General features: G+C 56.4%; 14 protein-coding genes. 5 read left to right on the top strand and 9 right to left on the bottom strand.

Features of this window, described 5'->3' with window-relative positions; all coding sequences use genetic code 11:
- Positions 1 to 30: 30 nt before the first annotated feature.
- The 7 genes from aroB to pilM form a co-directional block, all read right to left on the bottom strand.
- A complete protein-coding gene (aroB, locus tag SK50_RS03480; RefSeq protein WP_003861631.1) occupies positions 31 to 1,119 on the bottom strand; it encodes a 3-dehydroquinate synthase in 1,089 nt (362 codons plus the stop codon).
- Positions 1,120 to 1,176: 57 nt separating this feature from the next.
- On the bottom strand, positions 1,177 to 1,698 hold the full coding sequence (gene aroK / locus SK50_RS03475; RefSeq protein ID WP_003861630.1) for a shikimate kinase AroK: 522 nt from the start codon (positions 1,696 to 1,698) through the stop codon (positions 1,177 to 1,179).
- A 286-nt stretch (positions 1,699 to 1,984) separates the two neighbouring features.
- Entirely contained in the window at positions 1,985 to 3,223 is a 1,239-nt protein-coding gene (gene hofQ, locus SK50_RS03465; protein WP_032104286.1) for a DNA uptake porin HofQ, read from the bottom strand.
- The gene (locus SK50_RS03460) at positions 3,135 to 3,539 is read right to left on the bottom strand and encodes a HofP DNA utilization family protein (protein WP_015571434.1); all 405 of its coding nucleotides are present in this window, start codon (positions 3,537 to 3,539) and stop codon (positions 3,135 to 3,137) included. The genes hofQ and SK50_RS03460 overlap by 89 nt, the downstream gene beginning before the upstream one ends.
- A complete protein-coding gene (locus tag SK50_RS03455) occupies positions 3,529 to 3,921 on the bottom strand; it encodes a HofO family protein (RefSeq protein ID WP_226874348.1) in 393 nt (130 codons plus the stop codon). Before SK50_RS03455 ends, SK50_RS03460 begins: the two co-directional genes overlap by 11 nt.
- A 63-nt stretch (positions 3,922 to 3,984) precedes the next feature.
- A complete protein-coding gene (locus tag SK50_RS03450) occupies positions 3,985 to 4,476 on the bottom strand; it encodes a PilN domain-containing protein (RefSeq protein ID WP_017384154.1) in 492 nt (163 codons plus the stop codon).
- A complete protein-coding gene (pilM, locus tag SK50_RS03445) occupies positions 4,476 to 5,249 on the bottom strand; it encodes a pilus assembly protein PilM (protein ID WP_017384153.1) in 774 nt (257 codons plus the stop codon). The genes SK50_RS03450 and pilM overlap by 1 nt, the downstream gene beginning before the upstream one ends.
- A 120-nt stretch (positions 5,250 to 5,369) precedes the next feature.
- On the opposite strand from pilM, the gene mrcA reads away from it, so the two are divergent.
- Positions 5,370 to 7,922: a peptidoglycan glycosyltransferase/peptidoglycan DD-transpeptidase MrcA gene (gene mrcA / locus SK50_RS03440; protein ID WP_045344742.1), complete on the top strand. Its 2,553-nt coding sequence runs from the start codon at positions 5,370 to 5,372 to the stop codon at positions 7,920 to 7,922.
- Positions 7,923 to 8,016: 94 nt separating this feature from the next.
- Here the strand turns inward: mrcA and nudE are convergent, their stop codons facing one another.
- A complete protein-coding gene (gene nudE, locus SK50_RS03435; RefSeq protein WP_003861622.1) occupies positions 8,017 to 8,577 on the bottom strand; it encodes an ADP compounds hydrolase NudE in 561 nt (186 codons plus the stop codon).
- 327 nt (positions 8,578 to 8,904) lie between these two features.
- On the opposite strand from nudE, the gene SK50_RS03425 reads away from it, so the two are divergent.
- The 4 genes from SK50_RS03425 to hslO all read left to right on the top strand — a co-directional run bounded on the left by SK50_RS03425 (position 8,905) and on the right by hslO (position 13,092).
- Complete coding sequence (locus SK50_RS03425; protein WP_017384151.1) at positions 8,905 to 11,043, top strand: intracellular growth attenuator family protein; 2,139 nt, start codon at positions 8,905 to 8,907, stop codon at positions 11,041 to 11,043.
- A gap of 64 nt (positions 11,044 to 11,107) precedes the next feature.
- A complete protein-coding gene (yrfG, locus tag SK50_RS03420; protein WP_000550486.1) occupies positions 11,108 to 11,791 on the top strand; it encodes a GMP/IMP nucleotidase in 684 nt (227 codons plus the stop codon).
- Positions 11,788 to 12,189, top strand: coding sequence for a ribosome-associated heat shock protein Hsp15 (gene hslR, locus SK50_RS03415; RefSeq protein WP_017693863.1), 402 nt, complete (start codon positions 11,788 to 11,790; stop codon positions 12,187 to 12,189). Before yrfG ends, hslR begins: the two co-directional genes overlap by 4 nt.
- Before the next feature lie 24 nt (positions 12,190 to 12,213).
- The gene (gene hslO, locus SK50_RS03410) at positions 12,214 to 13,092 is read left to right on the top strand and encodes an Hsp33 family molecular chaperone HslO (protein ID WP_026094339.1); all 879 of its coding nucleotides are present in this window, start codon (positions 12,214 to 12,216) and stop codon (positions 13,090 to 13,092) included.
- A 122-nt stretch (positions 13,093 to 13,214) separates the two neighbouring features.
- Here the strand turns inward: hslO and SK50_RS03405 are convergent, their stop codons facing one another.
- Positions 13,215 to 14,486: a DUF4153 domain-containing protein gene (locus SK50_RS03405; RefSeq protein ID WP_232933961.1), complete on the bottom strand. Its 1,272-nt coding sequence runs from the start codon at positions 14,484 to 14,486 to the stop codon at positions 13,215 to 13,217.

The following is a 14,486-nucleotide window of genomic DNA, read 5'->3' as shown; positions in this document are numbered from 1 at the left end:
CCTGTTACAGCGGTCTGACCTTTCTAGTTGTTACGCCTGCTGACAATCAGCAATAGCGCCAAGTACGACTTCGTGCGGCACTCCGCCGCGCACTTCACTTTTCCCTATTGCAAGCGGGAGTACCAGACGCATCTCACCTGCCAATACTTTTTTATCGCGCATCATGTGGGGAAGGTACGCCTGCGCAGACATTTCCTGCGGACCACTCACCGGCAAGCCAGCACGTTTAAGCAACGCGATGATACGTGCTGTCTCTTCCGGCCTGAACTGCCCCAGACGTTCAGAGGCTCGCGCCGCCATAACCATTCCGGCAGCGACAGCTTCACCGTGAAGCCAGTTACCGTAGCCCATTTCGGCTTCGATCGCATGACCAAACGTATGCCCCAGATTCAGTAAAGCACGTAAGCCGGTTTCACGCTCATCTGCGGCAACGACTTCTGCTTTCAGCTCACAACAACGGCGAATACAGTAGGCCATTGCCTGCCCGTCGAGGCGCAGCAGCGCATCCATATTCTCTTCCAGCCAGGTGAAGAATTCCCCGTCAAGAATAATGCCGTATTTGATCACTTCTGCAAGGCCGGACGCCAGTTCGCGCGCTGGCAAGGTTTTCAGACAGTCGAGATCCACCACCACCGAGGCAGGCTGGTAGAACGCGCCAATCATGTTTTTGCCGAGCGGATGGTTAACCGCCGTTTTACCGCCCACAGAAGAATCGACCTGTGAGAGCAACGTGGTTGGAATTTGAATAAAGCGCACGCCGCGCTGATAGCTGGCGGCTGCAAAACCGGTCAGATCGCCCACAACGCCGCCGCCCAGGGCAAGCAGTGTTGTATCACGACCGTGCGGTTTTTGCAGAAGTGCGGTAAAGACGGTATCCAGTACCGTCAGGCTTTTGTACTGCTCGCCATCGGGCAGAATCACACTGTCGACCTTCACGCCCGCCTGCTCAAGCAGGTGACGTACACGGTCGAGATAAAGCGGAGCCAGCGTCTCGTTGGTGACCAGCATCGCCTGATCACCCGCTTTCAGTGGTAAGAAGGAAGCTGGGTCGTTAAACAAACCAGCCGCGATGGTGATAGGGTAACTACGTTCCCCGAGAGTAACTGTAATCCTCTCCATGACGCGACATCCACCTTAAATGCTTTTACCCGCAGGCGAGTGTATATAAAGCCAGAATCAGTTGCTTTCCAGCATATGAATAATCTGGTTTGCAACCACTTTAGCGCTTTGATCGTCAGTACGAATGGTCACATCAGCAATCTCTTCGTACAGAGGATTGCGTTCATCGGCCAAAGCTTCCAGAACTTCACGTGGCGGTGTTTCAACCTGCAACAACGGGCGCTTTTTATCACGCTGCGTGCGTGCCAGCTGTTTTTCGATGGTCGTCTCAAGATAGACCACTACGCCACGGGCGGAGAGACGGTTGCGGGTTTCGCGAGATTTTACAGAGCCGCCGCCAGTTGCCAGCACAATGCCCTGTTTTTCCGTGAGTTCGTTGATCACTTTTTCTTCTCGGTCACGGAAACCTTCTTCGCCTTCTACGTCGAAGACCCAGCCCACATCCGCTCCGGTTCGTTTCTCAATCTCTTGATCAGAATCGTAAAATTCCATATTGAGTTGTTGAGCTAACTGACGCCCAATAGTGCTTTTGCCGGCACCCATAGGCCCAACCAGAAAGATATTGCGTTTCTCTGCCATTTTTTCGGTACTACTAAGACTATTCGTTAATGGTAATCCCCGCTGCGCAGACACCCGGCGTAGCAGGACATGAACTGAAACCTCATTTGCAATAGAGCGAGAGTCAGACGAAAAATTATCTCAATACTCCGGCTTGTTTGGCAACTGATTAAATCACCGTTCCCGGCGCATAAGGAAATAAGACGTAAGTCCAACTCAAATCGGTACTCCTTGTATGCTAATTCATGCCCCACGTCAAACATCTGCAACAAACTGAATGCAAAATCATTGCGGGGATCGTTACCCATTAATGAATACTGACCAGACGTGGCGTGATAAACACCACTAACTCGCGCCGTTCGTTATCTTTTCCGTCATGGCGGAACAGCTGACCCAGCCACGGAATGTTGCCCAGCACGGGCACGCTGTCGCGTCCGGTTTTATTCTTTTGCGAAAAGATCCCGCCCAGCGCGAGCGTTTCCCCACTTTTTACCTCTACCTGCGTTTCGATCTCCTGCTTATCGATCGCCAGCGTTTCGCCGTCTGCCTGTTGCAGCACCTGGCCGGGCATATTTTCACTGATATGCAGTTTCAGGCGCACGCGACCGCCCGGCAGGACCACCGGCGTGACCTCCATGCCTAATACCGCCTCTTTAAATTCAACGGACGTCGCCCCGCTCTCGCCGCTGGAAACCTGATACGGAATTTCGCTGCCCTGCTTGATGCTGGCCGGCTGCATGTGCGATGCCAGCAGCCGCGGGCTGGCGATGATATCCACCTGCTGCTTTTGCTCAAGCGCCGACAACTCAAGATCCAGCATCCTGCCGTTGATGCGCCCGATGTTAAACCCTGCGTGGGTGGTTGCACTGGCCACCGACAGGTCCGCCCCCAGCGTCGTGACCTGACCAACCTTACCGGCCTCCGTTGCGTCAGCGAGGTTCCATTTCACCCCCAGTTCACGCAGGCTTTTTTCACTGATGGTCACAATCTGCGCCGCCAGTTCCACCTGCTCGACGGGCAGATCCATCTGCACAGCCCAGCGCTGGAGCATATCCACCACCGTCTGGTTATCCCTGACCAGGAAACGGTTGGTGCGCTTGTCGACGGAGAGACTGCCTTTCGGGCTTAAGAGCTTTTCTGCCGCTTTTTGCAATTCGGCTGCATCCGCATAAGCAAACGGAATGCTGTGAGAGTGCAGCGGGGCGTCAAGCAGACGCTGGGCCCGCTCCTGCTCTTTACGCGTCTGTTGCTCCCGTTGCCAGGCCGCCGTATGCACATAAAAAATGCCGCCCTCTTCCCGCAATACCAGCCCGGCGCTGTTCACTACTGTCTGAAGCGCCTGTCTCCAGGGCACCCGCGTTAAATTCAGCGAAAGCGAACCGCTGACATCCGGCGACACCACCAGATTGCGATCCTCCTGCGCCACCAGCGCCTGTAATATCTGCACCACCGGGACATCATCCACCAGCAGGGTGACCGGTTTTGGCGTCGCGGCCCACAGGGGCTGGCTGAGTGCCGCCAGTAACAGCCCTATCCTTATCTTCACTTTTTTTCGTTCCTTCTCGTTGCCATGTCCATCGCTTCGGCTCGCACATGTCGCCGACATCAACGGTCAGTTGTTGTTTATCTATCGCGCTCACCCGCCAGCCTGTCGGTAACCGCACCTGCGTTTTTACCCGGTACCAACGCTTCTGCCCGTCCTGCATAAGGCCGATATCCCTGCTGCCGCTGACTATCCCCTGATACCGCCACTGGCTGAGCTGCCCGGCTGCGCAACGCTCTTCCGGCACAGAGAAGGGATCCCGCATCCCGGTCAGGAAAAGCGGAGAAAGCAGGATCAGCAAACGGGCTTTACTGCGCATGACCGATCTCCAGTTGCAGGCTGAGGCGTAACTGTTTGCCCTGTGGGGTGATGGAAAACGCGCTCACCCGCGCGTTCTCAAGCGCCAGCCGGGAAAAGAGCGCCGGGACCGCGCCCCAGGAGGCATCCAGCGCCAGCTCTCCCCCACTCTGCTGCGGCTTCCAGTACACCAGCCTTGCGCCCTCACGCTGAAAAGCCAGGGGAGAAAAGGGCTGCGAGGGCGTCACTTGCGTAACCACTGCTCGCCGTCCGGCCTCTGACCACAGCGAGGCGTTGATTCGCTTCGCACTGATGGCCTGCGCCTGAATATCGGTGTAGCGCAGAGCTGCGGGCCTGAGCAGCAGTCCCCAAATTGCCCACGCAACAAGCCCCGATGCGATCAACCAGCAAAGGACGCGCCGGGAAGGACGTGCATCAGTCCAGCGTTGATACCAGATACCCACGGGCTACCTCCGGCTATGCAGTTGAAAAGAGAACATCCATCGCCCCTGGCTATCCTGTTGCATTTCGCCTGCCGGTCCGGGGTTAAATCCCGTCACCCTTTTCAGGGCATCGGTCATGGCGGTGAGCGCTGGCAGTGAGGTGGTATAGCCGGTCAGGGTCAGCGAGGGTGGCTGATAACGCAGCGCCGTTAGCCACGCCTGCCGGGGCATTGCGCTGGCAAGGGACTCCAGCGCAGGTTGCCAGGCCGGATCAAACGGCAGCGAAGGGGTTTTCTGCCCCGCTGACTGCGGCTGACGGGCTCTCAATACTTTCTGTACCGCACGTGTCCCCGCCAGTTCGCTCTGCAACGCCTGCAATGCGAGAGTCTGCGTCGCCCGCAGGCTGATACTCCCCGCCAGCATCACCAGCCATGAGCCAGCAAACAGCAGCCCCCAGAAACGCAGGCGCTGATTACGTTGCTGCCGACGCCAGGGTAAAAGATTGGGCATGCTCATTACGGCGCCTCGCTCATGGCCAGCGCCAGGGCGACGGTGTAATCAGCACCGCATTCCGGCAGCGGCGGCTGGCACAGCGTCACCGCTTCCCAGGGATCGCGGGCAGCATCAAACACGGCGATATCAGAAGGAGAAAGCGCAAGCAGCGCCGCCAGTTCATTCACCGTCGCCGCTTCTGTGGTGTAGCGCCGCCCCCACTGGTGACGCATCGCCCATAGCCACTGGTGTTGATCTCTCCAGGCGACGCACCGGGCGGGGGCAACAGCAGAGAGAAGATTAGCCAGCGCGCCGGCATCCGGGGCGATTGCTGCCAGACGCAAACGCAGCGCGTTCGCCAGCGTCAACAGGGTATCGACCTCTCTGTTTTGCGCTGCGGTAACCTGAAAAGTGTTGCTGAACGTATCCTGCGCGTAGTCAAAACAGAGCGTATCGGCGGGCATCTCCAGCTCACGTGCTAATGCGGCGCCTACCCAGGTGAGCTGTTCGCTGTCACGCAAGGTAACGGATGGACGGGGCAACGCGCGTTGCAGAACGCGCGTCGCCGGAAATGAGAGAAATACCCGATGCGAGTGCGGCAATGTTTTCCGCCAGCCACGTAATGCGTTAACCAGCTGTTCTGGCTTAAGTATTTTGCCTTCCCCGATAACGCCGTCCGACAGCGGTACCGCCCACCAGCGCCGTAAACGCCAGCCGGCCCGCTCTCTGGTCAGCGCTACCGCAACCACCTTATCCTGTTGAATATGAACGCCTGTTTGCCACGTTTTAAAAGCCATGCTTCACGATCTCCTTATCGCCCGTCGGAGTGACGGCTATATCAATGAATCAGGCTTGCCTTTATACTACCGCGCGATTGTTTAGAAACTGCCCAGGCTAAACCAAATGGGAAATCTCCGGTGAAGTTCGTAAAGTATTTATTGATCCTTGCAGTCTGTTGCATTCTGCTGGGAGCAGGCTCGATTATTGGTTTGTACAAATATGTCGAGCCGCAACTCCCTGATGTCGCCACGCTTCGTGATGTGCGGCTTCAGATCCCTATGCAGGTCTATAGCGCCGATGGTGAACTGATGGCGCAATACGGCGAGAAACGTCGTATCCCTCTGACCTTAAATCAAATTCCACCCGTGATGGTGAAGGCTTTTATCGCCACCGAGGACAGCCGTTTTTACGAGCACCACGGTGTCGATCCGGTCGGTATTTTCCGTGCGGCAAGCGTGGCGCTGTTCTCCGGTCATGCCTCTCAGGGGGCAAGTACCATTACCCAGCAGCTGGCGCGTAACTTCTTCCTCAGCCCGGAAAAGACGCTGATGCGTAAGATCAAAGAGGTGTTCCTCGCGATCCGCATTGAGCAACTGCTGAGCAAAGACGAGATCCTTGAGCTTTACCTCAACAAGATCTATCTGGGCTACCGCGCCTATGGCGTAGGGGCTGCGGCTCAGGTCTATTTTGGTAAGCCGATCGATCAGCTCACGCTGAGCGAAATGGCGACTATTGCCGGCCTGCCAAAAGCGCCATCCACGTTTAACCCGCTCTACTCGCTGGACCGCGCCACCGCGCGCCGTAACGTGGTGCTGTCGCGTATGTTGAGCGAAGGCTATATCAGCCAGTCTGAGTACGATAAGGCGCGCAGCGACGTTATTGACGCCAATTACCATGCGCCGGAAATTGCTTTCTCTGCACCGTATCTCACTGAAATGGTTCGCCAGGAGATGGTGAGTCGCTACGGTGATAAAGCGTATGAAGATGGTTATCGCGTCTATACCACCGTGACCCGCAAGGTGCAGCAGGCTGCCCAGCAGGCGGTGCGTAATAACGTGATGGATTACGATATGCGTCACGGCTATCGCGGCCCGTCCAACGTGCTGTGGAAAGTGGGTGAAGGCGCATGGGACAGTAAAAAAATCACGGATTCCCTGAAAGCGCTGCCGACCTATGGCCCGCTGCGTCCGGCGGTCGTCACCCAGGCCGATCCACAGGAAGCAGTGGCGATGATGGCCGATGGCACATCCGTTTCGCTGCGCATGGAGGGTGTCCGCTGGGCGCGTCCATACCGTTCTGACACCCTTCAGGGGCCTACGCCACGTAAAGTGACCGATGTCGTACAAACCGGACAACAAATCTGGGTGCGTCAGGTCGGTGATGCCTGGTGGCTGGCGCAGGTGCCGGACGTAAACTCTGCGCTGGTCTCCATCAATCCGCAGAACGGCGCCGTGATGGCGCTGGTTGGCGGGTTCGATTTCAACCAGAGCAAATTTAACCGCGCGACCCAGGCGCTGCGTCAGGTTGGTTCGAACATCAAACCGTTCCTGTATACCGCGGCGATGGATAAGGGGCTGACTCTCGCCAGCCTTCTCAACGACGTGCCAATTTCCCGCTGGGATGCCGGTGCGGGCTCTGACTGGCAGCCGAAGAACTCTCCGGCGCAATACGCTGGCCCTATCCGTCTGCGCCAGGGCCTTGGCCAGTCGAAGAACGTGGTCATGGTTCGCGCGATGCGTGCGATGGGCGTGGATTATGCGGCAGAGTATCTGCAACGCTTTGGCTTCCCGGCGCAAAACATCGTTCATACTGAATCTCTGGCGCTCGGCTCCGCGTCCTTTACGCCGCTCCAGGTTGCGCGTGGCTACTCGGTGATGGCGAACGGCGGCTTCCTGGTCGATCCGTATTTCATCAGCAAAATAGAGAACGATCAGGGCGGCGTACTGTTTGAAGCGAAACCGAAAATTGCCTGCCCTGAATGCGATATTCCGGTGATTTACGGCGACACGCCAAAATCCAATGTCCTGGAAAACAAGGATATGGAAGATGTGGCGATCTCTCAGGAACGTCAGAATCTGGCGGTGCCGCAGCCCCAGCTGGAACAGGCCAATCAGGCGCTGGTCGCCCAGAGTGGCGCGCAGGAGTATGCCCCGCACGTGATCAGCACGCCGCTGTCGTTCCTGATTAAGAGCGCACTGAACACCAACATCTTTGGTGAACCGGGCTGGCAAGGCACCGGCTGGCGAGCGGGCCGCGATTTGCAGCGCCACGACATCGGCGGCAAAACCGGGACAACCAACAGTTCAAAAGATGCCTGGTTCTCAGGTTATGGCCCGGGGGTTGTCACCTCCGTCTGGATTGGTTTTGACGATCACCGCCGCGATCTGGGGCGCACGACCGCCTCTGGCGCGATTAAAGATCAGATTTCCGGTTACGAAGGCGGCGCGAAGAGTGCGCAACCTGCCTGGGATGCATACATGAAGGCCGTTCTCGAGGGCGTACCAGAGCAGCCGCTAACGCCTCCACCGGGCGTGGTGACGGTGAATATCGACCGCAGTACCGGACAGCTCGCGAATGGCGGTAACAGCCGTGCCGAGTATTTCATCGAGGGCACTCAGCCAACCACGCAGGCAGTGCATGAGGTGGGTACGGAATTGATTGATAACGGCGAAACGCACGAGCTGTTCTGACGCCAACAAAAAAGCCGGGTGGCGACTACGCCTGACCCGGCCTACAACGTCAATGCAAAACGGCAACCTTCGGTTGCCGTTTTTAATGGTGGCGCTACAAACGTCCCTGTCCCTTCAGCCACTCCCGCACCAGGAACAGTGCGCTCACGTTGCGCGCCTCGTTAAAGTCAGGATCTTCCAGCAAATCCATCAGATGAGCCAGCGGCCAGCGAACCTGCGGTAGCGGTTCCGGCTCGTCTCCTTCCAGCGATTCAGGATAGAGATCTTCCGCGACAACGATGTTCATTTTGCTGGAGAAATAGGACGGTGCCATGCTCAGCTTTTTCAGGAACGTCAGCTCTTTCGCGCCAAAACCGACCTCTTCTTTCAGCTCCCGGTTTGCCGCTTCAAACACCGTTTCGCCCGGATCGATCAGTCCTTTGGAGAAACCCAGCTCGTAGGATTCTGTGCCCACGGCGTATTCACGAATGAGGATCAGGTGCTCGTCGACGATGGGCACAATCATCACCGCTTCACGCGAGGAGGGGCGCATACGCTCATAAACACGACGCACACCGTTGCTGAACTCCAGATCCACGCTTTCGACATTAAACAGACGCGATTTCGCGACGGTTTCAACATTCAGAATGGTGGGCTTTTGTAAGGGTTTGGTCATCTTGACGGGTCTTTGCTGGGTGAACTGGCTTTATTGTGCGATACGCCGCACGGTTTCGGCAATGTCAATTGCTCTTTATTTACATTTATGCAACGTAACTGTAGGCGATTCTCATTTCAAAACAAATGTCAAGAGGTTGAAATGTTTCCAGGAATTTGCTGATATCGCGCCGGAACAGGCTTTGTTATCATTACCGGTCACTGGGATGCGCGTCAACATGCTCAAGTTAGACTCCATACTTGCCGATAGCCGACCACAGAATCTCATTCATTGTACAAAAGGTGCGACTGACAACACCTGTAAGAAGATAAGTAAGATGGGGAAAGCATGAGCACCATTTTGATTTTTCTCGCTGCTGTGCTGGCCTGCGCGTCGATTGCGGTGTGGGTATTCAGGCGCCGCGTACATCGCCGTTATCGGCTGCCCTTTTTGAACGCGTTTGCCGGGGCAAACACGCGCAAGCTTTCGCCAGAGGAACGCAGCACCGTTGAGCAGTATCTCGACACGCTGAACCGATCCCGGCTTTCGCCTGGCCCTACCGGCGCCAGCGCCGCCCCCGTATCGCTCAACCTGAACGCCCAAAGTGACACCGTTCTGTGCGTAACGCGCTCCATTACCCGCTACGGCATTACAACCGACGATCCCAACAAGTGGCGTTACTATCTCGACTCTGTTGAAGTGCACCTGCCTCCCTTCTGGGAGCAGTATATTAACGACGAAAACAGCGTCGAGCTCATCCATACCGATACGCTGCCGCTGGTTATCTCCCTCAATGGTCATACTCTGAGCGAATATGTTCAGGAAGCGCCACGCTTTGCGCTGGAACGCGCAAGCGGAACGCAGGCCTCTATTCGCGGTGAAGAGACTGAGCAGATCGAACTGCTGAACATCCGCCAGGAGACGCATGAAGAGTACGTCCTGAGCCGCCCGGATGGCATTCGCGAAGCGGTGTTGATTGTCGCCTCGTTCCTGCTCTTTTTCATCTGCCTGCTGACGCCGGACGTGTTTGTTCCGTGGCTCGCGGGTGGCGCAGTACTGCTTCTGGCCGCCGGGCTGTGGGGCATATTTGCTCCGCCGGCAAAAACGTCATTACGCGAAATTCACTGCCTGCGCGGAACCCCAAAACGCTGGGGACTGTTCGGTGAGAACGATCAGGAACATATCAACAATATCTCGCTCGGGATCATCGATCTTATCTATCCGCGCCACTGGCAGCCGTGGATAGCGCAGGACCTTGGCCACAAAACGGATATTGATATCTATCTCGACCGCCACGTTGTACGCCAGGGGCGCTACTTATCCCTGCACGACGAAGTGAAAAACTTCCCGCTTCAGCACTGGCTCCGCAGCGCGGTGATTGCCGGTGGTGCCGCGTTAATCTTCGTCATGCTGCTGCTCTTCGTGCCGCTGGATATGCCGATTAAATTTACCCTGTCGTGGATCAAAGGGGCGCAAACTGTGGAAGCCACCAGCGTACAGCAGCTCGAAGAAGCGGGTGTACGCGTGGGAGATACGTTGCGCCTCAAAGGCACCGGGATGTGTAATATCCACACGCCGGGCGCCTGGAACACGCGCCAGAACTCGCCGTTCGCGCCGTTCGACTGCTCTCAGATCATCTGGAATGACGCCTCTCCGCTGCCGCTGCCGGAATCGGATGTGGTCAACAAGGCCACTGCGCTCACCCAGACGATTAATCGCCAGCTCCATCCAAAACCGGATGATGATTCTCGCGTCAGCCCTGCCCTGCGTTCGGCTATTCAGAAGTCGGGCATGGTACTGCTGGATGACTTTGGCGAAATCGTCCTGAAAACAGAGGATCTCTGTTCCGCCCAGGATGACTGTATCCGGCTCAAGAACGCGCTGGTCAACCTCGGCAACAGCAAAGACTGGGACGCGCTAGTGAAACGCGCCGAAGCGGGACGCCTGGACGGTGTGAACGTGCTTCTGCGTCCGGTCAGCGCCGAGTCGCTAGATAACCTTGTGGCGACCTCTACCGCCCCCTTCGTGATGCGTGAAACCACCCGTGCTGCCCAGGCGCTTAACAGCCCGGCGCCCGGCGGTTTTGTGATTGCCAGCGATGAAGGCAGCGACCTGGTGGATCAACCTTATCCGCAGGTTTCGCTCTATGACTATCCTGCCCAGGAGCAGTGGAGCGAATTCCAGCGTCTGGCGCAGATGCTGATGCAGACGCCATTCAGCGCGGAAGGGATCGTCACCACCCTCTTTACCGACGCCAACGGCACGCGTCATATTGGCCTGCACCGTATGCCGGATAGCGCTGGCCTGTGGCGCTATATAGGGACATCCCTGCTGCTGATTGCAATGCTGGCGTGCATTGTCTGGAACGGTTATCAGGCCGTACGCCGCTATCAGCGTTCCCGCACGCGGCTGGCAGAAATCCAGGCCTACTACGAAAATTGCCTGAACCCGAAACTGATCTCCTCTTCCGAGAGCCTGATCGGATAACGTCCCTGCGCGACAAGTTGTGCTACCCTGTCGCGCACGTTTCTTCTGGCTGGAGTTCCCCCTTATGCATCTTAATATCGACTGGCAGGCGGTCGATACCGTCCTGCTTGATATGGACGGCACGCTGCTTGATCTCGCCTTTGATAACTATTTCTGGCAAAAGCTGGTCCCGGAAACATACGGTGAACAGCAGGGGATCTCCCCGGCGGAAGCGCAGGAATTCATTCGTTCGCAATATAGCGCGGTGCAGCATACGCTAAACTGGTACTGTCTTGACTACTGGAGCGAGCGACTCGGTTTGGATATTTGTGCCATGACCACCGCCCAGGGCGCACGCGCCGTACTGCGCGACGATACGGTCCCGTTCCTGGATGCGCTGAAAGCCTGCGGTAAGCGCCGCATTTTGCTGACGAATGCGCATCCCCATAACCTGGCCGTGAAGCTGGAACATACCGGTCTTGCTTCACACCTTGATTTATTGCTTTCCACCCACACATTTGGTTATCCGAAAGAGGATCAGCGGTTGTGGCATGCCGTGGTGGAAGAGACCGGTTTACAGCCGGAACGCACGCTGTTTATTGACGACAGCGAGCCGATTCTGGATTCTGCGGCCGCTTTTGGCATTCGCTATTGTCTGGGCGTGACCAATCCGGATTCCGGCCTGGCTGAAAAAAGCTATCTGCGACATCCGGGGCTGAACGACTATCGCCGGATGATCCCCTCACTCACCGTGAAGGAGACGCCATGAAAGAAAAACCCGCTGATGGGGTAAGACTGGATAAATGGCTGTGGGCCGCCCGTTTTTACAAAACGCGCGCCCTTGCCCGTGAAATGGTTGATGGCGGAAAGGTGCATTACAACGGTCAGCGCAGCAAACCGAGCAAGCTGGTTGAACTGAATGCCACGCTAACGCTTCGCCAGGGCAACGATGAGAAAACGGTGGTGGTGAAAGCCATTACCGAGCAGCGGCGGCCCGCAACCGAAGCCGTTTTGCTGTATGAAGAGACGGCCGAAAGCATAGAGAAGCGCGAGAAAACCGCGCTGGCGCGCAAGATGAATGCGCTGACCATGCCTCACCCGGACCGGCGACCGGATAAAAAAGAGCGCCGCGATCTGATGAAATTTAAACACGGTGAGAGCGAGTAACCCTCACCTGCACGAGAGATGAAAATGGCCCAACACGACCAATTACACCGCTATCTGTTTGAACAATTCGCCGTGCGCGGCGAGCTGGTCACCGTATCCGAAACCTGGAAACAGATTCTGGAAAACCACAACTACCCGCTGCCGGTGAAAACCCTGTTGGGCGAACTGCTGGTTGCCACCAGCCTGCTGACCGCCACGCTGAAGTTCGCTGGCGATATTACCGTTCAGTTGCAGGGTGATGGCCCGATGTCGCTGGCGGTGATCAACGGCAATAACCAACAGCAGATGCGCGGCGTGGCGCGCATTCAGGGCGATATTCCTGAAAATGCGGATCTGAAAACGCTGGTCGGAAATGGCTACCTGGTTATCACGATCTCGCCTGAAGAGGGTGAGCGCTATCAGGGCGTTGTCGGTCTGGAAGGCGACACGCTTGCCGCCTGCCTGGAAGATTACTTCATGCGTTCCGAACAGCTGCCAACCCGCCTGTTCATCCGCACCGGTGAAGTGGATGGTCAGCCTGCTGCCGGTGGTATGCTGCTTCAGGTTCTGCCTGCGCAGGATGCGCAGACCAATGATTTCGAGCATCTGGCAACGTTGACGGAAACCATCAAAGCGGAAGAGTTGTTCACCCTGTCGGCGACCGACGTGCTGTGGCGTCTGTACCACGAAGAAGAAGTGACGGTTTACGATCCGCAGGATGTGGAATTTAAGTGCACCTGCTCTCGCGAGCGTTGTGCTGGCGCCCTGAAAACGCTGCCGGATGAAGAGATCGACAGCATCATGGCGGAAGACGGTGAGATCGATATGCACTGTGATTACTGCGGTACGCACTACGTGTTCAATTCCATGGATATCGCGGAGATCCGCAATAACGCCTCTCCGGCGGACCCGCAGGTTCACTGAGCTCTGAGCCTGTTGCCCGGCGGCGCTATGCTTGCACGGGCCTACAATGAATTGTGCAATTTTTTGATATGATTGCTAGTTGTAGGCCGGGTAAGCGTAGCGCCACCCGGCAAGAAAAAGCACTAACGCCACTGCGCATTATTGTAACTGTCGTAGCTCATATCGACACGCTCCCCAAAAATCTCAATATCCGCCCAGGGCTTCACGACAGATTTCACTTTCCTCTGCCTTAATGCGCGGTCAAGTTCTTCTCTGGTCAACGCCTCCGGCATTTTCCACGCGTCCCCGGCGATCCTCCAGCCCGTGTTGGTTTGTGTGTAAGCCACGATCCTGCGATCGGTAAATTGAAATAGCACGGCTTCCGGCTTGCCGTCGCTGTTAAGATCCAGCGGAATGAGTAAACAGTTTCTCTGGGCGCTATCGCAGCTCTCAAAGCGATACTGATTGCTGAGCATGGCTCGCCACAATGCCTTATCTGGACGGGCCATTCCCGGTGCGAGCTGGATCTGTTTTTCCAGCATCGCGGCGGTCATCTTACCTGCTCCGCCAGCGTTCCCGGAGAGAAGTCCATTTATTTCACGCTGGCGTTTTGGGTTTGAGATAAACTGTGGATCATTTTGCAGCATTTGCATCGCCTCTCGCCCCTTTCGTCCGGTATTGCTGAGCATATACAGGCTTACCTGGTCTGCGTTTATTCTGCCATCCTGATAACGCGCCATATGGCTTTCAACGCTGATACGCCAGGGATCAAGCACCGGTGTATAGACCAACACCAGGAAGATCAGCGCCAGTAATCCGGTAGCCGGAGTGATATGAGCCTGGAGCCTTTGTGGATCCCGACGGTAAAAAAGTACGCTAAGACAGAATCCTACCGTCCAGACCAGCGCCACTATCGTAATCAGCACACCGTACAGACGCTCCGGTGACCAGCCATACTGTGCGATGCGCAGCCAGAGCGCCCAGCCCGCCAGGACGGGATACGCAGGAGCGATAATCACGGCAAGATGAATCATTCCTCGCAGGGGAGAGAAGTAAGGCAGCTTTTGACGTTGTGGGTGCCATACGACAGTCACCAGCAATAACAGCAACAGCGCCAGCGTCGTCAGTAAGCCCGCAGCCGAGATCCGTGCTGAAACAGCCTCTAAGCCAACGAAGGGCAATATGCCTATAAAGAGCAGCGCCAGCGCAGCCATCAGTGGAAGCAAACCTGTCGCGATAAGCGTAAGGAGATTTTGCAATGCCAGAATCAGCCGAACCTGCATACGCGCAAGTACTGCCGCGCTGGCTGAAACCACGCCAATCGCCACTGAAATAAACCAGTCAGAATTAAAGAAAAGCCGATCAAAAAAAGAGATGCCAATGAGTTTAAAAAGCTCAGCCCAGAGGAAAAGCAC

This window comes from Enterobacter sp. BWH64, from assembly GCF_001037645.1.
In the GTDB taxonomy this organism is placed as follows: Bacteria; Pseudomonadota; Gammaproteobacteria; order Enterobacterales; family Enterobacteriaceae; genus Enterobacter; species Enterobacter hormaechei_C.
Note: the sequence above shows the minus strand (reverse complement) of the source record. Positions and strands in the feature narration are given on the sequence as shown.

Excerpts from the sequence above, each read along its gene's own strand:
- yrfG (WP_000550486.1), top strand. The coding sequence starts at position 11,108 with ATGCATCTTAATATCGACTGGCAGGCGGTCGATACCGTCCTGCTTGAT.
- pilM (WP_017384153.1), bottom strand. The coding sequence starts at position 5,249 with ATGGCTTTTAAAACGTGGCAAACAGGCGTTCATATTCAACAGGATAAG.
- hslO (WP_026094339.1), top strand. The coding sequence starts at position 12,214 with ATGGCCCAACACGACCAATTACACCGCTATCTGTTTGAACAATTCGCC.
- SK50_RS03460 (WP_015571434.1), bottom strand. The coding sequence starts at position 3,539 with ATGCGCAGTAAAGCCCGTTTGCTGATCCTGCTTTCTCCGCTTTTCCTG.
- nudE (WP_003861622.1), bottom strand. The coding sequence starts at position 8,577 with ATGACCAAACCCTTACAAAAGCCCACCATTCTGAATGTTGAAACCGTC.
- SK50_RS03425 (WP_017384151.1), top strand. The coding sequence starts at position 8,905 with ATGAGCACCATTTTGATTTTTCTCGCTGCTGTGCTGGCCTGCGCGTCG.
- aroK (WP_003861630.1), bottom strand. The coding sequence starts at position 1,698 with ATGGCAGAGAAACGCAATATCTTTCTGGTTGGGCCTATGGGTGCCGGC.
- hslR (WP_017693863.1), top strand. The coding sequence starts at position 11,788 with ATGAAAGAAAAACCCGCTGATGGGGTAAGACTGGATAAATGGCTGTGG.
- aroB (WP_003861631.1), bottom strand. The coding sequence starts at position 1,119 with ATGGAGAGGATTACAGTTACTCTCGGGGAACGTAGTTACCCTATCACC.
- SK50_RS03450 (WP_017384154.1), bottom strand. The coding sequence starts at position 4,476 with ATGAGCATGCCCAATCTTTTACCCTGGCGTCGGCAGCAACGTAATCAG.